This window comes from Phycicoccus jejuensis (assembly GCF_000720925.1).
GTDB lineage: Bacteria > Actinomycetota > Actinomycetes > Actinomycetales > Dermatophilaceae > Phycicoccus > Phycicoccus jejuensis.
Genome location: NZ_JOEE01000008.1, coordinates 39024 through 59496, shown reverse-complemented (window position 1 = coordinate 59496; position 20473 = coordinate 39024). Strand labels below are relative to the sequence as shown.

General features: G+C 72.9%; 16 protein-coding genes. 8 read left to right on the top strand and 8 right to left on the bottom strand.

Annotated elements, in window-relative coordinates:
• Window positions 1–6: 6 nt before the first annotated feature.
• The 3 genes from IG69_RS0115015 to IG69_RS0115005 all read right to left on the bottom strand — a co-directional run bounded on the left by IG69_RS0115015 (window position 7) and on the right by IG69_RS0115005 (window position 2439).
• Complete coding sequence (locus IG69_RS0115015) at window positions 7–306, bottom strand: DUF4193 domain-containing protein (RefSeq protein WP_030528991.1); 300 nt, start codon at window positions 304–306, stop codon at window positions 7–9.
• 160 nt (window positions 307–466) lie between these two features.
• Window positions 467–1333, bottom strand: coding sequence for an inositol monophosphatase family protein (locus IG69_RS0115010; protein WP_036830391.1), 867 nt, complete (start codon window positions 1331–1333; stop codon window positions 467–469).
• Window positions 1333–2439 carry a ferrochelatase gene (locus IG69_RS0115005; protein WP_030528989.1) on the bottom strand — a complete coding sequence of 369 codons (1107 nt, stop codon included), beginning with the start codon at window positions 2437–2439 and terminating at the stop codon, window positions 1333–1335. The genes IG69_RS0115010 and IG69_RS0115005 overlap by 1 nt, the downstream gene beginning before the upstream one ends.
• A gap of 108 nt (window positions 2440–2547) precedes the next feature.
• Here IG69_RS0115005 and sepH point away from each other — a divergent pair, with 108 nt between their 5' ends.
• Window positions 2548–3690 carry a septation protein SepH gene (gene sepH, locus IG69_RS21185; RefSeq protein ID WP_051750614.1) on the top strand — a complete coding sequence of 381 codons (1143 nt, stop codon included), beginning with the start codon at window positions 2548–2550 and terminating at the stop codon, window positions 3688–3690.
• A gap of 419 nt (window positions 3691–4109) precedes the next feature.
• On the opposite strand, the gene IG69_RS0114995 is transcribed toward sepH, so the two are convergent.
• The 3 genes from IG69_RS0114995 to IG69_RS0114985 are packed head-to-tail and all read right to left on the bottom strand — an operon-like array spanning window position 4110 to window position 6525.
• Window positions 4110–4787, bottom strand: coding sequence for a thymidine kinase (locus IG69_RS0114995; protein WP_030528987.1), 678 nt, complete (start codon window positions 4785–4787; stop codon window positions 4110–4112).
• Window positions 4788–4798: 11 nt separating this feature from the next.
• Entirely contained in the window at window positions 4799–5932 is a 1134-nt protein-coding gene (locus IG69_RS0114990; RefSeq protein WP_051750613.1) for an alkaline phosphatase family protein, read from the bottom strand.
• A 2-nt stretch (window positions 5933–5934) separates the two neighbouring features.
• Window positions 5935–6525, bottom strand: a complete 591-nt coding sequence (locus IG69_RS0114985) for a DUF5998 family protein (RefSeq protein WP_036830325.1) — start codon at window positions 6523–6525, stop codon at window positions 5935–5937.
• A gap of 144 nt (window positions 6526–6669) precedes the next feature.
• Here IG69_RS0114985 and IG69_RS0114980 point away from each other — a divergent pair, with 144 nt between their 5' ends.
• Window positions 6670–8292, top strand: coding sequence for a hypothetical protein (locus tag IG69_RS0114980; protein WP_157577640.1), 1623 nt, complete (start codon window positions 6670–6672; stop codon window positions 8290–8292).
• A gap of 6 nt (window positions 8293–8298) precedes the next feature.
• On the opposite strand, the gene IG69_RS0114975 is transcribed toward IG69_RS0114980, so the two are convergent.
• Window positions 8299–10962 carry a bifunctional acetate--CoA ligase family protein/GNAT family N-acetyltransferase gene (locus IG69_RS0114975; protein WP_030528983.1) on the bottom strand — a complete coding sequence of 888 codons (2664 nt, stop codon included), beginning with the start codon at window positions 10960–10962 and terminating at the stop codon, window positions 8299–8301.
• 53 nt (window positions 10963–11015) lie between these two features.
• On the opposite strand from IG69_RS0114975, the gene IG69_RS0114970 reads away from it, so the two are divergent.
• From IG69_RS0114970 to IG69_RS0114945, 6 genes are all read left to right on the top strand, one after another.
• On the top strand, window positions 11016–11621 hold the full coding sequence (locus IG69_RS0114970; RefSeq protein WP_030528982.1) for a nitroreductase family protein: 606 nt from the start codon (window positions 11016–11018) through the stop codon (window positions 11619–11621).
• 93 nt (window positions 11622–11714) lie between these two features.
• A complete protein-coding gene (locus IG69_RS0114965) occupies window positions 11715–14159 on the top strand; it encodes a DNA gyrase/topoisomerase IV subunit A (protein WP_030528981.1) in 2445 nt (814 codons plus the stop codon).
• Between the two features lie 284 nt (window positions 14160–14443).
• Window positions 14444–15817, top strand: a complete 1374-nt coding sequence (locus IG69_RS0114960; protein ID WP_030528980.1) for an ABC transporter substrate-binding protein — start codon at window positions 14444–14446, stop codon at window positions 15815–15817.
• Between the two features lie 90 nt (window positions 15818–15907).
• On the top strand, window positions 15908–16927 hold the full coding sequence (locus IG69_RS0114955; protein ID WP_084696846.1) for a carbohydrate ABC transporter permease: 1020 nt from the start codon (window positions 15908–15910) through the stop codon (window positions 16925–16927).
• Window positions 16928–16930: 3 nt separating this feature from the next.
• A complete protein-coding gene (locus IG69_RS0114950) occupies window positions 16931–17881 on the top strand; it encodes a carbohydrate ABC transporter permease (RefSeq protein WP_030528978.1) in 951 nt (316 codons plus the stop codon).
• Window positions 17878–18924 (top strand): LacI family DNA-binding transcriptional regulator, encoded by a 1047-nt coding sequence (locus IG69_RS0114945; RefSeq protein WP_051750657.1) that lies wholly within the window; start codon window positions 17878–17880, stop codon window positions 18922–18924. The genes IG69_RS0114950 and IG69_RS0114945 overlap by 4 nt, the downstream gene beginning before the upstream one ends.
• Here the strand turns inward: IG69_RS0114945 and IG69_RS0114940 are convergent.
• Entirely contained in the window at window positions 18917–20362 is a 1446-nt protein-coding gene (locus tag IG69_RS0114940) for an APC family permease (RefSeq protein WP_030528977.1), read from the bottom strand. The genes IG69_RS0114945 and IG69_RS0114940 overlap by 8 nt on opposite strands.
• Between the last annotated feature and the right edge of the window lie 111 nt (window positions 20363–20473).

The following is a 20473-nucleotide window of genomic DNA, read 5'->3' as shown; positions in this document are numbered from 1 at the left end:
CGGTGCTCAGGCCGCGCAGTCGCGGCAGACGAGGACGCCCTTCGCGTCGCTCGCAAGCTGGCTGCGGTGGTGGACGAGGAAGCACTGCGAGCAGGTGAACTCGTCCGCCTGGCGCGGGAGGACCCGCACCGAGAGCTCCTCGCCGGAGAGGTCGGCGCCGGGCAGCTCGAAGCCCTCGGCCTGCTCGGTCTCGTCGACGTCCACGCTCGAGGACCGGGAGTCGACGCGCCGGTTCTTCAGCTCTTCGATCGAGTCCTCGGAGACGTCCTCCTCGGTCTTGCGAGGTGCGTCGTAGTCGGTTGCCATGCTGGTGTTCCACCCTTCGTCGTGCCGATCGGCCCGGACAACGCACGGAGAGGCGTCTTTGTGCCCGGTGGGACGATCGTGCGCGCCAGATTGTGCACCATCGCCGGATACCCCCGCCACGCGGGTCCATCCCCCGGTGCAGGGTCGTCCCTGCGCCCGGTCAGCCGGGCTGCCCGAGGCTCCCGACGTGCTCGGTCGTGAGGGGCCGGACGAGGGCCGCGAGGGCGTCCGCGAGGCCCGGCGCCGCGGCCCACGTGAGGTCGCGCGAGGCGACGTCGTCGACGCTCCCGCCGACGACCGCGCCGGCCTCGCGGGCGACGAGCTCGCCGGCGGCGCGGTCCCAGGCGTTGAGCCCGCTCTCGTAGTAGCCGTCGAGCCGACCGGTCGCGACGGCGCACAGGTCGAGGGCCGCGCTGCCGTGCCGGCGGACGTCGCGCACCCGCGGGAGGACCTCGGCCAGGACGGCCGCCTGCCGGGCGCGCACGGCGGCGTCGTACCCGAAGCCGGTGCCGACGAGCGCGAGCGCGAGGTCGGTCGTGCCACGGGCGCGCAGGCGGCGGGTGCCGGCGGCCGTCGTCAGCCAGGCGCCGCCACCGAGGCGGGCGTGGTGCAGCTCGGCGCGCTCGGGGTCGAGCACCGCGCCCGCGACGCTGCGCCAGTGCCCGGGCCGGGTCGGGTCGCCGACGACGGCCGCGACCGACACCGCGTACGCCGGCACCCCGTAGAGGTAGTTCGTCGTCCCGTCGATGGGGTCGACGACCCACGTGACCCCGCTCGTCCCCTCGCGGCCGCCCTCCTCCTCGCCGAGCACGGCGTCGTCCGGGCGCAGCGCGCCGAGCCGGTGCAGCAACAGCTCCTGGCTGCGCTGGTCCATCTCGGTCACGACGTCGGTGCCCGTCGACTTCGTGCTGAAGCCGAGGTCGTCGGGGCGCTCGTCGCGCACGAGCCGCCCGGCCTCGCGGGCCACGCGGCAGGCGACGTCCTCGAGCTGCGCGAGGTCGAGCCCGGCGGGGACGTCGGGGAGCATCAGTCGCTGCCGCACAGGGCCGGCTTGGCCATCCGCAGGTTCGGGCAGCAGCCGGGCGCGCACGTCGACGGCCGGACGTCACCGGGCAGCCAGGACTCGGGGACGACGACCTCGCCGCGCGCCTCGGCCGCGCGCTCGAGGAGGAGGTCGACGAGGCCCTCGACGAACTCGTCGTCGGCGTGCGGCGTGGGCACCCGCACGAAGGGCACCCCAACTCGCTCGGCGGTCTCGGCGGCCTCGGTGTCGAGGTCGTGGACGACCTCCATGTGGTCGGAGACGAAGCCGATGGGGACGCAGACGACCGGGGCGCTCGACTCGGCGGCGAGCTCCTCGATGCGGTCGTTGACGTCGGGCTCGAGCCACGGCTGGCTCGGCGGCCCGGAGCGCGAGCAGAAGACGAGCTCGCCACGCAGCTCCACGCCGAGCTCGGCGCCGACGACCTCGTCGAGGCGCCGGCCGAGGCGCAGGTGCTGGTCGGTGTAGAGGTTGCCCTCGCCGTCGCCCGGCCCGGAGGTGTCGTCCATCGCGAGCGGGATCGAGTGCGTCACGTAGAGGATGCGCGCGGCGGACGGGTCGTCGAGGCCGCGCAGCGCCGTGGCGAGCGCCCGCGCCCACGCGGCGCCGAGCCGCGGGTGGTGGACGTACTGGCGCACCTTGTCGACGGCGAGCCCGTCACCGGCCGGGCCGACCTGCTCCATCGCGCTCGCGAGGTCCTCGCGGTACTGCCGGCACGAGGAGTAGCAGGAGTAGGCGCTCGTGAAGAGCGAGACGACCCGGGTCGCGCCGCCGTCGAGGGCCTCGTGGAGGGCGTCGGCGAAGAACGGCTCGGAGTTGCGGTTGCCCCAGACGACGGGGACGTCGAGGCCGCGGCGCTCGAGCTCGGCGCGCAGCCGGGCGAGGAGGTCGCGGTTGAGGTCGTTGATCGGGCTGCGGCCGCCCCGCGCGTAGTAGTGCTCGCCGACGGCGACGAGGCGCTCGTCGGGGATGTTGCGGCCGGCGGTCACCCGGCGGAGGAACGGCATCACCTCGTCCTCGGACTCGGGGCCGCCGAAGGAGCCCAGCAGGACGACGTCGTAGGGGGCGAGGTCGCCGGTCGCAGCGGTCATGGCACGAGGTTATCGGGGCAATCGACGGACACCCGGCGTGGGCTCCACCCTCGACATGCGCGAGGGTGGCATCGTCATCCTGACGACCAGCGACCCGGGAGTACGGACATGCAGGACCTTCGCCTCATCGGCGTCCACGAGGACGGTCAGCACCTCCTGCTCGCGGACGCCGACGGTGGTCGCTACCGGCTGCCGCTCGACGAGCCGCTGCGTGCCGCCGCCCGGCGCGACCGGCCCCGGCTCGGGCAGCTCCAGATCGAGATGTCCGGCGGGATGCGCCCGCGCGAGGTGCAGGCGCTCATCCGGCGCGGCCTGTCCGCCGAGGAGGTCGCCGAGCGCTCGGGCTGGCCGGTCGAGAAGGTGCACCGCTTCGAGGGCCCGATCCTCGCCGAGCGCGAGCACGTCGCCCGCGTCGCCCGCCGCTGCGCCGTCGGCACCCGTGGCCCGGCCCCGGTGACCCTCGAGGAGCGCGTCGCCGAGCGCCTGCGCGACCGCGACGTCGACCGCGACGACGTCGAGTGGGACTCCGCCCGTGACGACGAGGGCGTCTGGCAGGTCTCGATGGTCTTCGCCGCCGGTGGGCGCCGCCGCACCGCCACCTGGCTGTACGAGCCGCTCGGCGGCTCCGTCACCCCGACCAACGACGAGGCGCGCTGGCTGAGCGAGGACACGACGTCCGGCCTGCTGCCCGCCCCTCACCGCGCGCCCACCCCGGGCGACCTCGATGTCTACGACGTCGACGCCGACGGCGGCATCGAGCGCGCGGGCGGGTCATCCGCACCGCGGGCCCGCGAGCCGCACGAGCCGATCGACCTCATGGCCGCGATGCGCGAGCACAGCGCGCGGGGCCGGCGCTCGAAGCGGCGCACCTCCCCGACGCACACGCCCGGCGAGGACGACGGCCGCCCCGACGCGCTGCCCATCGAGGAGCTGACCCAGGACCCGGTCCTCGCGCCGCCGCCGCCCGCCGCCCGCGCCCGCAAGCCGGTCCAGGAGCACCTCGAGGAGCCGACGACGTCGACCGCGCTCGTCGGCGGCTGGCCCGAGGACGACGCCCGCGAGGAGGCCGAGGCCGAGCGCGCCGTCCGCGAGGCACCGGTCTCCCCCGCTCCCGAGCCCGCGACGCCGCAGCCCGATCCCGCGGAGTCGCCGGCCGCCTCGGCGCGTCCGTCGGCCGGCCGCAAGGGCCGTCCGAGCGTCCCGAGCTGGGACGACATCGTCTTCGGCACGAAGGGCTCCGGCCCCTCCTGACCCCGGCGGTTCGAGGTGAAAGAGGACCCTCTCGCGGTCGGGTTTCACCTCGACCCAGCACGGCTCCCGGCGGTTCGAGGTGAAACCGGACCCTCTCGCGGTCGCGTTTCACCTCGATGCAACGACGCTCCAACGGTTCGAGGTATCCGGCCGCTCTCCAGCATCAACGGAATACCTCCACCCAGCTGGACCACTTGACCTCGCTCTGTCGCCCCTGCCTCGCCTCGCCGACCCGCCATGACACCCCGGCACCGCGAGACCACGCCGACACGGCAAGTCCACCTCGGCATTGCGAGACCTACCCGGCACGGCGAGACCCCGGTTCGTCCGCGAGACCCCGGCTCCGAGCTCGTGTCTCGTGGACATTTCGGGGTGACCCCGAAATGTTGAGGCGCGAGGGGCAGGTGGGGCCGGCGCGGTCAGGCGGGTGGCGGGACCGGGCAGGCGTCGAGGTCGAACGGGAGCGTGTCGGGGGTGGGCGACGCCTGCCGGGCCGCGTGGCTGTTCATCCGGCGCATGTGGTGGCGGCGGCACAGCACCTCGTACTCGACGAGCCCCTCGCTCGCGGCCGCGGTGTCGCCGACGACGACCTGCGCGCCCTCGACGACCATGACGCCGTCGACGATGCGCGCGTTGTGCGTGGCCCGGCGCCCGCACCAGCAGAGCGCCTCGACCTGGAGCACCTCGACCCGGTCCGCGAGCTCGATGAAGCGGCGCGAGCCCGGGAAGAGCTCGGTCCGGAAGTCGGCGGTGATGCCGAACGCCGTCACCGCGATCCCGAGCTCGTCGACGAGCCGGGCCAGCTGCTCGACCTGGCGCGGGGTGTAGAACTGCGCCTCGTCGCAGATGACGTAGTCGACCCGCCCACCGGCCGTCAGCCGCTCGACGACGACGTCCCAGAAGTCGAGGTCGTCACCGACCTCGACGGCGCTCGTCTCGAGCCCGAGGCGCGAGGACAGCACCGACTCCCCCGCCCGGTCCAGCTTCGTGAAGATGATGCCCTGCCGGTCGCGGGCGCGCTGGTTGTGGTCGATCTGCAGGGCAAGCGTCGACTTGCCGCAGTCCATCGTCCCCGAGAAGAACACCAGATCCGCCACGGGCGAACACCCTAGGCGACGCGGGCCGGCGCGTGGACCACCGGCACGTCGAGCTCCTCGGCGGTCAGCGCCCCGTGCATCCCCGCGAGCGCGAGCAGCTGCGGGCGCATCCGCGCGGAGTCGACGAGGCAGAAGTCGTCGTGCGCGACGACGACGAGGTCGCCGATGCGGGGCAGGTGCGCCGGGTCGACCGTCCCGAACCACCCCGCGGCCACGGCGTCAGCGCGGTGGACGACGCTCGCGCGCTCCCCCAGCCACGCCGACCACGCGGCGGCGACGTCGACGGCGGCCCCGGGGCGGCAGTAGACGTGGGTCGCGCGCGGCTCCCCGCCCAGCAGGTGCACGCCGTCGAGCATCCCGGGCTCGCGGGCGACGTCGAGGCGGGTCTCCTGCGGGCAGAGGACCATCCCGTGGTCCGCGGTGACGGTGAGGGAGGTGTCGTCGGGCAGCCGGGCCGCGAGGCGCGAGAGCTCGCGGTCGACGGCCTCGAGCTCGGTCGTCCACTCGAAGGACTCGGGCCCGTGGACGTGGCCGAGCTTGTCGACCTCGCCCCAGTAGAGGTAGACGAGCGAGCGGGGTGCCGAGCGCACGGCGGCCAGGGCGGCGTCGACCCGGGCAGGGAGCGCGTCGGCGGCCCGGAACCGGCCGCCGCGCAGCGCGGCCTGCGTGAGGCCCGAGCCGTCGAAGAACGCCGGGCCGATGCGGGTCACCGCGACCCCGTCGGCCTCGGCCCGCTCGAACCACGTGGGCAGGCTCTGCCAGCGCTCCGGTACCGGGCCGTCCTCCCACGACAGCTCGTTGAAGACGCGGTCCTCCCCCGGCACCATCACCTCGTACCCGAGCATCCCGTGCGCGCCCGACGTCGCGCCGGTGCCGAACGTGCCCATCGAGGTCGCGGTGGTCGACGGGAAGCCGGCCGGCACCCGCCGCGTCGAGCCCGCGAGCGACCGGAACCACGGGGCGTGCCCGAGCCGCCGCGCGAGCTGCGCCGCCCCGAGCCCGTCGACGAGGACGACGACGGCCCGCCGCGCCGGGGCCAGCCCCAGCCCGCCGACCGCTCCCGGCACGCCGAGCGACGCGCACACGCTCGGGAGGACGTCGGCGAGGCTGCCGGAGGCGTAGTCGGGCGCGGCGGGGAGCAGCACGCTCAGCGCTGCCCGATGGCGCCGGACAGGTCGCGGGCGAAGGCCAGCGCCCGCTGCAGCTTGTCGTCGCCGTCGGCCGCGGCCGAGATGCGCAGCGCGATGTCGTCGCCGGTGATGGTCCCCTCGTAGCCGTGGTCGGCGTCGCAGTCGGGGTCGCTGCACGCGGCCGGCACCATGTCGATGCGGGCCACGGTGCCCCAGCCGAGGGTCAGCGTCACCTCGCGGCCGAGCGTGCCGGGCACGTACGACTCGGGCTTCTCGACGACGTGGGTGAGCATGACGCCCTTGACCGCCGACAGCGGGATGGACTCCGTCGTGGCCGTCGCGACCTCCTGCGGCGCCGGCGGCTCGTCGGCGTGGTCGTCGGCGTGCGCGATGAGCAGCCGGGTCGGCGTGAGGACCAGCACCGTGATGTGCCGCCGGACGACGTCGCGGTCGAACGTCGTCTCGAGGTGCACGAGGTGGTTGTCGATGCGCTCGCTCCCGAGGGCCGCGGAGACGACGTCCGCGACGAGGGCCGGGAAGTAGCCGGCCCGGTCGATGGAGGCGATGAGGTCCGCCGGGAGGGCGGGAGCGTGGTGGGCGCTGGTCATGGCGCCCATTGTGCCGTGACGTGCGGCGCAGGCGACGCCGCTCGGCCCACCCGTCCGTCCGGGGGGTGACAGGCACCCCGCCGACGGGCACACTCTCATCCACCGTCGGCCGGGCCGGCGGGTCCAGGGGTGGGAGGTGTGACCATGGGGCTCCGACAGGGTGCTCGTCGCGGTCCGGCGGTGCTCGGCGTGCTCGTCGCGCTCCTGGCCTCGTTCCTCGTCCCCGGGCGGGCGGAGGCCGCCACCGGCGTGACGTTCGTCGGCGCGTCGCACTCGGCGCCGCAGGCCCAGCGCGCCAAGGAGGTCGTCGTCCCCGCGGGCACCCGGGCCGGCGACACGATGCTGCTCGTCCTCACGCGGGCCACGAGCGTCCGGTGGACGGGGCCGACGGGGCTCTCGGGCTGGACGACCGTCGCGACGACCGGCACCGCCTCCGTCACGTCCACGGTCTACCGGCGCACGGCGGGGGGCGGCGAGGCCGGGGCCCGGGTGCGGTTCGACACCACGACCTACGCCAAGGCGGTCCTCACCCTCGGCGTCTGGCGCGGCGTCGCTGCGGACGGGACGGTCACCGCGGTCGGCTCCGTCGAGACCTCGGCGTCACCCTCGCACCCCGCACCCTCGGTGCAGGCCGGCGGCGGCGAGACGGCCGTCTCGTACTGGGCCGACCGGTCCTCGACGACGACGGGGTGGGACGGACCGGCCTCGGCGACGACCCGGGACACGGCCATCGGGACCGGCAGCGGGCGCTTCTCGGCGCTGCTGGTCGACCGCGCGGACGTGCCGAGCGGGCCGCTGGCCGGTGCGTCGGCCACCTCGACGCCCGCCACGACCGCCTTGGCATGGACCCTGCTGCTGCTGCCGGGCGACGGCGGGCCGGGCGACGGCCCGCCCACCGACCGCCTGCTCCTCGGCGCCGCCTCGAGCAGCTGGCCGTGGTTCGACGCGGCCGTCGGGCCGGTCGACATGTACCGCGAGTTCGACTCCGGCTTCGGCTACGCGCGCTGGCAGGACACCCCGGCCCACCGGGCCCATCCGGGGGCGCGGTTCGAGTACTCGTTCCGGGTCCTCCCCCAGCGGCTCTCGACACCCTCCGACCCCGTGGTCGAGCAGGTCCGCTCGTTCGTGGCGACGACCCCGAAGGACATCGTCCTCACCGTCTACCACGAGCCCGAGAACTACGGCGCCGGTCTCTTCGACGCCGCGCAGTACCGCGCCGGCCTGCTCGCCCTCAAGCGGATCGTCGACGAGCAGGACGCCGCCGACGGCGGGCAGCGGATGGTCGCCCTCGTCCTCATGAACATCACGTTCAAGGGGATGTGGAGCAGCACCCCGGACGACTGGTGGCCCACGGACGCCCGCGACGGCGGCCACGTCGACCTCGTCTCGGCCGACGTGTACGCCCTCCCGCACGCGACGCAGACCGCGTGCTGCCCAGCGGGCTACACAGACGGCGTCGACTGGCGGCGCCCCGAGTACCTCATGTCGTTCGTCCGCGACTTCGCCGCCCGCCACGGCACGCCCTGGTCGGTCAGCGAGCTCGGCTACCTCGAGGACGTCCGGGACCCCGCGCGGAAGTCGCGAGCGCTCCGCGACGCCGTCGCCTACGCCGCGGCCAACGGTGCGCACCACGTCAACGTCTTCGACTCCAAGGGGGACCGGGCCGACTGGCGGCTGCGCTGGGGGTCGCCGGTGGGCACCGCGTCGAGCACGAGCACGGCCACGCTCACCTGGCGCGACCTCGTCGCGCAGGCCCGCGCGGGCTGACGCGCCTCAGGTCAGCGAGCGGCGACCCGGGTCGATGCGGCGCGGCGCCGGCGCGACGGAGATCTCGGCCCCCAGCACCTCGACCCCGCCGGGGTGGGCGTTGACCGGGTTGAGGACGAGCGAGGCGATCTCGGGCATGTCGTCGGCGAGGACGGAGATGCGGGCGATGAGGTCCGCGAGCGCTGCGCGGTGGACGGGGGTCTGCCCGCGGTAGCCGTGGAGCACCGGCGCGGCCTTCACCGACGAGATGAGCTCGGAGACGGTCACGTCGGTGAGCGGCGGGATGCGGTACGCGACGTCGCCGAGCAGCTCGGTCGGCAGGCCGGCCACCGAGAAGCCGATGACCGGGCCGAAGAGCGGGTCCTCGTCGGAGGAGACGACGCACGCGACGCCCTGGCTGGCCATCCGCTGGACGACGAAGCGGTCGGCCTGGAGCGGGGCGAGCCGCTCGCTGAGCGAGGCCCAGGCGGCGCGCAGCGAGCGCTCGCCGTCGAGGTCGACGCGCACGCCGCCCGAGCCGCCCTGGTGGCGCACCATCGGGGCGACGGACTTGAGGACGACCGGGTAGCCCACGCGTTCGGCGGCGGCGACGGCGTCCTCGACGGTCGCGACCTCCTGCTGCCCCCAGAGGTCGACCCCGTACGCCGACAGCAGGGCGGTGGCCTCGTCGTGGGTCAGGCGTCGGCCGTTCGGGTGCACCGACAGGACCGTCTCGACGACGTCCTCCGCGACGCGTCGGTTGATGCCGACCGGCGCGACCGGGGTGCCGTGGTCGCGGGCCCGCCACTGCCCGTACCGGGTCGCGGCGGCGAGCGCGCGCACGGCGTCCTCCGGCATCGCGTAGACCGGAATGGCCCGCACCTCACCGCCGGTGCCCGTCACCGAGCCGCGGTCGTCGACGCCGCGCAGGCCGAGGAAGGTGGCGACGCACGGCTTGTCGGAGTCGGCAGCCGCCGCGCGCACGGCCGCGGCGACGTCGGCGTCACCGGTCGCAAGCGGCGGGATGAAGCACGAGACGACCGAGTCGACCCCGGGGTCCTCGAAGGCGCGGCGCAGGGCGGCGTGGAAGTCCTCGGCCGAGGCCTCACTCGGCAGGCTGACCGGCCCGTGCGCCACGGTCAGCCCCCAGCTGGCGCAGGCGTCGCCGGTCAGCGCCCCGAGGGCGGCGGAGTTGCCGACGACGGCCACGCGGTCGCCCGCCGGCAGCGGCTGGTGCACGACGAGCTGCCCGACGTCGAAGAGCTGGTGGACGTTCTCGACGCGGATGACGCCGGCCTGGTTGAGCATCGCCCGGAAGACCTCGGGGCGCGCCTTGGTCTCGCGCACCTCGTGCCCCGGCGGCACCCCGAAGCGTGAGACGCCGGACTTGACGACGATGACCGGCTTGATGAGCGCGAGCTTGCGCGCGATCCGCGAGAACTTGCGCGGGTTGCCCATCGACTCCAGGTACAGGCCGACCGCGTCGGTGGACGCGTCGTCGATCCAGTACTGCATGAAGTCGTTGCCGGACACGTCGGCCCGGTTGCCGGCCGAGCCGAAGGTCGAGATGCCGAGGTTGCGCCGGGCGGCCGACGCGAGCACGGCGATCCCGAGCGCCCCCGACTGCGCGAAGAGCCCCAGCCGACCCGGTGGCGGCAGCGTCGGCGCGAGGGTGGCGTTGAGCCGGACCTCGGGGTCGTTGTTGATGATGCCGAAGGAGTTCGGGCCGATGACGCGCATCCCGGCGCCGCGGGCGCGCCGCACGAGCTCGGCCTGCCGCGCGGCCCCCTCGGGGCCGTCCTCGGCGAAGCCCGCGGACACGACGAGCAGCGCCTTGACGCCCACCTCCGCGCAGTCGTCGACGACGTCGAGCACCGCCTCGGCGGGCACCGCGACGATGGCGAGGTCGACCGTCCCGGGCACGTCGCGCACGGTCGGGTAGCAGGTCAGCCGGCGCACCTTCTTCGAGCTCGGGTTGACCGGCACGACGCGCCCGGCGAACCCCGACTCCAGGAGACGGTCGAGCAGCTGCCCGCCGAAGGTGTCGGTGCGCCGGCTCGCGCCGACGACGGCGATGGTGTCCGGGGTGAGCACCGAGTGCAGGCTCTGCGCCTCCGCCCGGTGCTCGCGGCTCATCTCGACGGCGCGCGAGCGGTCGGTGGGCTCGATGTCGAAGCCGACCTCGACGACGCCGTCCTCGACCCGACGCGCCACCTCGTAGCCGGCGTCGGAGAAGACGGCGAGCATCTTGCGGTTCTGCGGCAGCACCTCGGCGGTGAACCGGGCGATGCCGACGTCGCGGGCGATGGCCGCGAGGTGCTCGAGCAGCACCGACCCGATGCCCTTGCCCTGGTAGTGGTCGCTGATGTTGAACGCGACCTCGGCGCTGCGGGCGTCGAGCCGGTCGAAGCGCCCGACGCCGATGATCTCCTCGCGCATCGTCACGACGAGCGCGACGCGGTCGGTGTAGTCGACGTGCGTGAAGCGGTGGACGTCGGCGTCCGAGAGGCGGCGCAGCGGCGCGAAGAAGCGCAGGTAGATCGACTCGTCGGACTGCGCGTTGTGGAACCGCCGCAGGGCGTCGCCGTCGGCGGGGCGGATCGGCCGGACGCTGGCCACCGTGCCGTCGCGGAGCACCACGTCGGCCTCCCACGCGATGGGGTAGCCCGGGGGGAGCGTCGCCTCCGCCATGCCTCCATCCTGCCACCCGCGGACGGCCCGCGCGTGACGGGCACACTGTCCGGGTGGAGCTCGACGAGGCCGTCCGACGGCGGCGCATGGTCCGACGGTTCGACCCCGACGCGCCGGTGCCGGAGGCGGTGGTCCGCGACCTCGTGGCGCTCGCCGTCCGGGCGCCGAGCGCGGGCTTCAGCCAGGGATGGGACTTCGTCGCGCTGACCGACGCGGCCGACCGCGAGCGCTACTGGGCCGCGGCGTCCGGCCCGGGCGCGCCCGACGCCTGGCTGAGAGGCGTCTCGGCCGCGCCGGTCCTGCTGCTGTGCCTGTCCGATCCCGACGCCTACCTCGACCGCTACGCCGAGCCCGACAAGGGGTGGACCGACCGCGACCCGGCTCGCTGGCCCGTCCCCTACTGGGACACCGACACGGCGATGGCGGTGATGCTCGTGCTGCTCGGCGCGGTCGACCGCGGGCTCGGGGCGCTGTTCTTCGGCGTGCCCGCCGAGCGCCACGACGAGGTCCTGGCGGCCTTCGACGTGCCCGCCGGGCGCCGGCTCGTCGGGGTCGTCGCCCTGGGCCACGAGGCCGAGCGGGTGTCCGGGTCGGCCCGCACGCGCCGCCGCCGCGGGGTCGACGAGGTGCTGCACCGGGGCCGGTTCGGAGTGTCGTGACGACCCCGCCGGGGGCGTTTGTGAGGATGGGGTCGCCCCCTGCCGGGTCCTGACCCCGGCGCACCGCACGAGCACGAGGACGGCCGCCACCCCATGGCCAAGCGCACGACTCCCCCGCCTCCCCCCGAGGACTCCCTCGGCACCGTCGTCGACATCGACGTCGAGGAGGAGATGCGCACCGCGTTCCTCGAGTACTCCTACAGCGTCATCTACTCCCGCGCGCTGCCCGACGCCCGCGACGGGCTCAAGCCGGTCCAGCGGCGCATCCTCTACGGGATGTCCGAGCTCGGCCTGCGCCCGGAGCGCCCGCACGTCAAGTCCTCCCGTGTCGTCGGCGAGGTCATGGGCAAGTACCACCCCCACGGCGACCAGGCGATCTACGACGCCCTCGTGCGCCAGGCCCAGCCGTGGACGATGCGGCTGCCGCTCGTCGACGGCCACGGCAACTTCGGCTCCCTCGACGACGGCCCGGCCGCCTCCCGGTACACCGAGGCCCGGATGGCCCCCGCCGCGCGGCTCATGGTCACCGGCCTCGACGAGCAGACCGTCGACTTCGTCCCCAACTACGACGACTCCCTCGAGCAGCCCGGCGTCCTGCCCGCGGCCTACCCGAACCTCCTCGTCAACGGCACCAGCGGCATCGCCGTCGGCATGGCGACGAACATGGCGCCGCACAACCTCGTCGAGGTCATCGGCGCCGCGCGCCACCTCCTGGACCACCCCGACTGCTCGCTCGACGACCTCATGAAGTTCGTCCCCGGCCCCGACCTGCCCGGCGGCGGCCGGATCGTCGGCCTCGACGGCATCCGCGACGCCTACCTCACCGGCCGCGGCAAGTTCCTCACTCGCGCCACCGCCCGCGTCGAGAAGCTCACCCCCCGCCGGATGGGCATCGTCGTCACCGAGCTGCCCTACCTCGTCGGCCCCGAGAAGGTCATCGAGCGGGTCAAGGTCCTCGTCCAGGCCAAGAAGCTCCAGGGCATCTCCGACGTCAAGGACCTCACCGACCGCAAGAACGGCCTGAGGCTGGTCTTCGAGGTCAAGAACGGCTTCAACCCCGAGGCCGTCCTCGAGCAGCTCTACAAGCACACGCCGATGGAGGACTCCTTCGGCATCAACAACGTCGCGCTCGTCGACGGCCAGCCGCAGACCCTCGGGCTCAAGGAGCTGCTGCGCGTCTACGTGCAGTTCCGCACCGACGTCGTGCGCCGGCGCACCGAGTTCCGGCTCGGCAAGCGCAAGGACCGGCTCCACCTCGTCGAGGGCCTGCTCGTGGCGATCCTCGACATCGACGAGGTCATCCAGCTGATCCGCGGCAGCGACGACGCCGCCGCCGCGCGCACCCGCCTCATCGACGTCTTCGACCTCTCCGAGGTGCAGGCCGAGTACATCCTCGAGCTCCAGCTGCGCCGGCTCACGAAGTTCTCGCGCATCGAGCTCGAGGCCGAGCGCGACGAGCTCAAGCGCCTCATCGAGGAGCTCGAGGCCATCCTCGCCGACGAGAAGCTGTTGCGCCGCACCGTCTCCGGCGAGCTCGCCGACGTCGCCAAGGCCCACGGCACACCCCGCCGCACCGTGCTCTTGGAGTCGGCCGGCACGCCGCTCACGCAGACCACGCCGCTCGAGGTGAGCGACGACCCGTGCTGGGTCCTCCTCTCCTCCACCGGCCTGCTCGCCCGCACCTCCTCCGCCGAGCCGATCCCGGCGGACGGTCCGCGCGCCAAGCACGACGCGATCATCGGGGCCGTGCGCACCACCGCGAGAGGCGAGTTCGCACTCGTCACCTCCCGTGGCCGGATGGTGCGGATGTCCGCGCTCGAGCTGCCGGCGCTGCCGCCGCTCGGCGGCTCCCCCAGCCTCTCCGGGGGTGCGCCGCTCGCCGTGTACGTCGACCTGCCGCGCGGCGAGGAGCCGCTGACCATCGTCTCGCTCGACCCCGACGGCCCGGGCCTCGCGCTCGGCACGGCGCAGGGCGTCGTCAAGCGCGTCGTGCCCGAGTACCCGAAGAGCCCCGACTGGGAGGTCGTCTCCCTCAAGGACGGCGACGCGGTCGTCGGCGCGGTCGAGCTGCGCGACGGCGCCGAGGACCTCGTGTTCGTCTCGAGCGACGCGCAGCTGCTGCGCTTCCCCGCCTCGTCCGTCCGGCCGCAGGGTCGCGCCGCCGGAGGCATGGCAGGGATCCGCCTCTCCCCCAAGGCGTCCGCGGTCTTCTTCGGCGCGGTCGACCCGGCCGCCGAGAACGTCGTCGTCACCTCGTCCGGCTCCTCGGACGCGCTGCCGGGCACCCAGCCGGGCTCGCTCAAGGTCGCGCCGTACACCGAGTACCCGGCCAAGGGTCGGGCGACCGGCGGCGTGCGCGCGCACCGGTTCCTGCGCGGCGAGGACACGCTCGTGCTCGCCTGGGTCGGCGCGCTGCCGGCCCGCGCGTCGGGTGCCGGCGGCGTCGCGCTCGAGCTGCCCGCCGCGAGCGGGAAGCGCGACGGCTCCGGCGCGCCGCACCCGACGGTCGTCGCGGGCATCGGCGCACCCGTCCGCTGAGGCATCCGGGCCCCGCGCCGGCCCGACACAAGGCTTCGTCCGCGGGACCCCGGCTCGGTTCCCTTGTCCCGTGGACATTTCGGGGTGACCCCGAAATGCAGGGGCTGGTGGGACCGCGGGGGCGGCCGGATGGCCACCCGGGCGACGGCCGTGTTACGTAATCGTTACCGCACACGCTCGACAGGGCGTTGACCCGCATGTGTAAACGCTTTTACGTTACTCCCGGTTCCCCTCACCGCCGAGGCATCCCGCCTCGGTGCGACCCAGTGAAATGGAGGCGGGCAATGGCCCTCATCTCGACGCGCCGCGCCCTGGCGTTCTCCGGAGTCCTGGCGGTGGCCCTCAGCGCCACGGCCTGCGGCTCCGGCAGCGACGGTGGTTCCGGCGACACCGCGAGCAGCGGTGGCACCAGCAGCATCGACTGCGCGCCCTACACGGCGTTCGGCGACCTCAAGGGCAAGACGGTCACCGTCTACACCTCGATCACCGCGCCCGAGGATGGGCCGCACATCGCCTCCTACAAGCCGTTCGAGGAGTGCACCGGCGTCACCATCAAGTACGAAGGCTCCAAGGAGTTCGAAGCCCAGCTCCCGGTCCGCGTCAAGGGTGGCAACGCCCCCGACATCGCGTACCTGCCGCAGCCCGGTCTGCTCAAGACGATGGTCGCCACCGGCGCCGTCAAGCCGGCCCCGGCCGAGGTCGTCGCCAACGTCGACAAGAACATGCCCGACTTCAAGGAGTACGGCACCGTCGACGGCACGTTCTACGCCGCCGCCCTCGGCGCCAACGTCAAGTCCTTCGTCTGGTACTCCCCGTCGGCCTTCGCCGACAAGGGCTACCAGATCCCGAAGACCTGGGACGAGCTCCTCGCCCTGACCGACAAGATCTCCAAGGACAACCCGGACGCCAAGCCGTGGTGCGCGGGCATCGAGTCCGGCGACGCCACCGGCTGGCCGGCGACGGACTGGGTCGAGGACGTCATGCTCCGCACGGCGGGCCCGGAGACCTACGACAAGTGGGTCAAGCACGAGATCCCCTTCAACGACCCGTCGGTCGCCACGGCCCTCGCCGAGGTCGGCAAGATCCTCAAGAACCCGGCCTACGTCAACGGTGGCTTCGGTGACGTCAAGACGATCGCCTCGACGTCCTTCCAGGACGCGGGCCAGCCGATCCTCGACGGCTCCTGCTACATGCACCGCCAGGCCTCGTTCTACGCGGCCAACTGGCCCGAGGGCACCAAGGTCGCCGAGGACGGCGACGTCTGGGCCTTCTACCTGCCGTCGAAGACCGCGGAGGACCGCCCGGTCCTCGGTGGTGGCGAGTTCGTCGCCGCCTTCGCCGACCGTCCCGAGGTCAAGGCCTTCCAGACCTACCTCTCCTCGGTCGAGTGGGCCAACGAGCGGGCCAAGACCTGCGGCTCCGGTGGCTGTGTCACCGCCAACAAGAACGCCGACGCCTCGCTGCTGAAGAACCCGGTCGACAAGCTGTCGGCCGAGCAGCTGACCGACGCGAACGCCACCTTCCGCTTCGACGGCTCCGACCTCATGCCGGGCGCCGTGGGTGCGGGCACCTTCTGGAAGGGCATGACCGACTGGATCACCGGCAAGGACGACGCGTCCACGCTGGACTACATCGAGCAGTCCTGGCCGAAGTCCTGACCTGACCACAGGTCCACGAGCCGGGGTGGGGTGGGCGTTCCCGCCCCACCCCGGCTCCCCCTTTCCGAGACACCCCGAAAGGCGGTCGTGATGGTGTCCAGCGTGGTGCAGGCCCTCCCGGTCGGTATCCTCCCCGAACCCCTGCTGCGTGCCGAGAGCACCGGCGGCAAGTTCCTCCTCATGGCCTTCGCGGTCCTGCTGTTCGCCGCGATCTTCGGCCTCGTCCTCTTCCTCGCCTCGCTGTTCAAGGGCCGCGAGGGAGAGAAGGTCCAGGGCTTCCTCTTCGCCCTCCCCGCGATCTTCCTCCTGGCCGTCGGCCTGCTCTACCCGGCGATCCTCACGATCATCCAGTCGCTGCGCGGACGCTCCGGCGAGGCCGGCTTCTCGCTCGACAACTACGTGCAGATGTTCACCCAGCCCGAGCTGCTGACGGTGCTGCGCAACACCGCCCTCTGGGTGGTCCTCGTCCCGTTCCTCGCGACGGCGATCGGCCTGCTCTACGCGATCCTCATCGACCGCGCCCGCGGCGAGGCGTTCGCGAAGGCCCTGATCTTCCTGCCGATGGCCATCTCGATGGTCGGCGCCGGCATCATCTGGAAGTTCGTCTACCAGTACAAGCAGACCGAGCGGCCGCAGATCGGACTGCTCAACGGCGTCCTCAAGGCGCTGGGCTTCGAGACCCAGCAGTTCCTCCTCGACGCCCCGCTCAACACCCTCATGCTCATCGTCGTCATGGTCTGGATCCAGGCCGGCTTCGCGATGACCGTGCTCTCGGCCGCGATCAAGGCCATCCCCGACGACATCATCGAGGCCGCCCGCCTCGACGGCGTCTCCGGCTTCCGGATGTTCCGGTTCATCACGCTGCCGAGCATCCGCTCCGCCCTCGTCGTCGTCCTCACGACGATCGGCATCGGCACGCTCAAGGTCTTCGACATCGTCCGGACCATGACGGCCGGCCAGTTCGACACCTCGGTCGTGGCCAACGAGTTCTACAACCAGAGCTTCCGCTACAACGCACCGGGTCTCGGCGCCGCGCTCGCGGTCCTGCTCTTCATCCTCGTCGTCCCGATCGTCACCTACAACATCGTGCAGATGCGGAAGGAGGCCTGAGCCGTGAGCACTCTCCAGCCCGCCGCCACGCCAGAGTCCGTCACCACCGAGAGCGGCGTCACCGTCACCGGCAAGCGCCGCAAGAAGTCCGCCGCCGGCAACGCGGCCAAGGCGATCTCCTCGCCCTGGGCCTCCCTCGTCGCCGTCGTCATCGCGGTCCTGTGGACCCTCCCGACGATCGGCCTGCTCGTCACCTCGTTCCGCCGGCAGATCGACATCCAGCGCACCGGCTGGTGGACGGCCTTCAGCAACCCGGGTGACTTCACGCTCGAGAACTACCGCCAGGCGCTCGCGCCGAGCAGCACCTCGAGCTTCAGCCAGTACTTCATCAACACGATCGTCATCACCGTCCCGGCGGTGCTCCTGCCGATCTTCCTCGCCTCGCTCGCGGCCTACGCCTTCGCGTGGATGCCGTTCCCGGGGCGGGACTGGCTCTTCGTCGCCGTCTTCGCGCTGCAGATCGTGCCGCTGCAGGTCGCGCTCATCCCGCTGCTCGACATCTACGTCAACAAGCTCGGGTTCGGCGCGTCCTACTGGAGCGTCTGGTTGTCGCACACGATCTTCGCGCTACCTCTGGCGACGTTCCTCATCCACAACTTCATGAAGGAGCTGCCCGGCGAGCTCATGGAGGCCGCCCGGGTCGACGGCGCGGGGCACGTGACGATCTTCTTCAAGATCCTCCTGCCGCTCCTCACCCCGGCCCTCGCGGCGTTCGGCATCTTCCAGTTCCTCTGGGTCTGGAACGACCTGCTCGTCTCGCTCGTGTTCCTCGGCGGCACACCGGACGTCGCGCCGGTCACCGTGCGCGTCGCGGAGCTGTCCGGGTCACGCGGCAGCGCCTGGTACATCCTCTCGGCCGGTGCGTTCATCTCGATGGTCGTCCCCGTCGCGGTGTTCCTCGCCCTCCAGCGCTTCTTCGTCCGCGGCCTGCTCGCGGGCGGGCTCAAGGGCTGAGCGCGGCCGGACCACCGGGAAGAGGTCTCGTCATCAGCACCATCACGGACGTCGCGCGGGCGGCCGGGGTCTCCGTGGCCACGGTCTCCCGCGCGCTCCGGGGCCTGGACCGGGTCTCCCCCGAGACCCGGCAGCGGGTCCTCGAGGTCGCCGAGGAGCTGCACTACGTCGCGTCGCCGACGGCGACGTCCCTCGCCTCCGGGCGGACCAGGGTCGTCGCCGTCGTCGCGCCGTTCCTCACCCGCTGGTTCTTCGCGACCCTCGTGAGCGCCATCGAGAAGGAGCTGCGCTCGCACGGTCACCACGCGATCCTCTTCGACCTCGAGGACGACAGCTACGACCAGCGCCTCCCGCTGACCCAGAACATGCTCTGGAAGCGGGTCGACGGCGTCATCACCCTCAACGTGCCGATGGAGCAGGAGGAGGTCGACCTCGTCGACCGGCTCGGCCTCCCCCTCGTCGCCATCGGCTCCGCGGTCCCCGGCCGCGCCTGCGTGCGCATCGACGACGGCGCGACGATGCGCACCGCCGTCGAGCACCTCATCTCCCTCGGGCACCGCCGGATCGGCTACATCGGCGACGTCCCGCGCAACGTCGCGCACGTCCAGACGCCGCAGGACCGCCTGACGGCCTTCCGCGCGACGATGGCCGAGGCCGGCCTCGAGGTCGTCGAGGACTGGATCCTCGGCTCGGACTGGACCGCCGAGGCCGCCGCCCGCGACAGCGCGGTCCTGCTCTCCCGCCCCGAGCGCCCGACCGCCGTCGTCGCCGCCTCGGACGAGATGGCCATCGGTGTGCGCGAGAGCGCCCGCAAGGGCGGCCTGCGTGTCCCGGAGGACCTCTCGGTCATCGGGATCGACGACTACGTGCTCTCCGGCGTCCTCGGCCTGACGACCGTCCGCCAGGACGTCGCCGCCCAGGGCCGCGAGGCCGCGGTCCTGCTCCTGCGTGCGCTGACCGGCGAGGAGCCGGCCCTCGAGCAGGTCGTCATGCCGACCGAGCTCGTCGTGCGCGAGTCGACCGGACCCGTGCCCGTCAGTTGACGGTGCCCTCGGACTCCGCGAGGTCCTCGGGGTCGCGCAGGTAGGTCTTCTTGCCGCGGATGGCCCGGTTGGCGAACCAGGTGACCGCCCAGAGCACGACACCGATCGCGAGCAGCCACCCGGCGATCTGGTACTGCAGCCCGTCGCGGCCGGTCCACGGGCCGACGAAGAACGCGCAGAGCGCCGCGCCGATCACCGGCAGGACGGTCGGCGCGACGAAGTGTTCCCGGTCGATCCGGTCCCGGCGCAGGACGAGCACGCACACGTTGACGATCGTGAAGACGCCGAGCAGCAGCAGCGCCGTGGTGCCGCCGAGCGCCGAGATGACCTGGCCCTCCGCGTTCTGCGTCACGACGACGATGAGCCCGACGGCGATGGCCGTCGTGAAGAGGATGGCCGCCCACGGGGTCTGCCGGCCGCGGTGCACCTTCCCGAGGAACGGCGGCAGGACCTCCTGGCGGGCCATGCCGTAGAGCAGGCGGCTCGCCATGAGCATGTTGATGAGGGCCGAGTTGGCGACGGCGAACATCGAGATGAACGGCAGCAGGGTCGAGATGGGGATGTCCGGTGCCGCGGTCTCGACGACGGTGACCAGCGGGGTGTCACCGCTCGACAGCTCACCGACCGGGACGATCGCGACGGCGAAGAGCGCGACGAGGACGTAGATGGCGCCGGTGATGCCGAGGCCGGTGAGCATCATCTTCGGGAAGTTGCGGACCGGGTCCTTGGTCTCCTCGGCCATGTTGACCGAGTCCTCGAAGCCCACCATCGCGAAGAACGCGAGCGAGGTGGCGGCCGTGACGGCGAGGAAGGCGTTCTTGTCGCCGGGGCTGTCGAAGACGACCGTCCGGCTGAAGTCGGTGCGGCCGGCGACCAGGGCGTAGAAGCCGACCATGATGACGAGCAGGAGGCCGGAGAGCTCCACGCAGGTGAGGACGATGTTCGCCTTGACCGACTCCCCCACGCCGCGGAAGTTGACGAGGGCGACCAGGCCCATGAACAGCAGCGCGATCGCCATGACGAGCGTCGCGTTGCCGCTGTCGAGACCGAAGCCCTTGGCGAAGTTCGCCGCGAAGGCCCGCGAGGCCGTCGACGCGCTCGTGATGCCGGAGCACATGACGGTGAAGGCGACGATGAAGGTGACGAAGTGCAGCCCGAACGCCTTGTGCGTGTACAGGGCGGCGCCCGCGGCCTGCGGGTACTTCGTCACGAGCTCGAGGTAGGAGAACGCGGTGATCGTCGCGATGACGAACGCGACGAGGAAGGGCACCCACGCCGCGCCGCCGACCTCCGCGGCGACCTCGCCGGTCAGCGCGTAGACGCCGGTGCCGAGGATGTCCCCGACGATGAACAGCAGGAGCAGCTTCGGCCCCATCACCCGCTTGAGCTCCGTGGGCTCCTCGCCCGCGACCCGGCCCTGCTCCACCTCGGTGTTCATCGTCGGTCCCCTCTGCGGGACGCCTCCGGTCCGGCGTCGGTCCGCCCACCATGGCCCAGCGTCGGGGCAGCGGCAACAGGGCGCGCGGGAGCGCCGTGGTCGCGTCGAGGG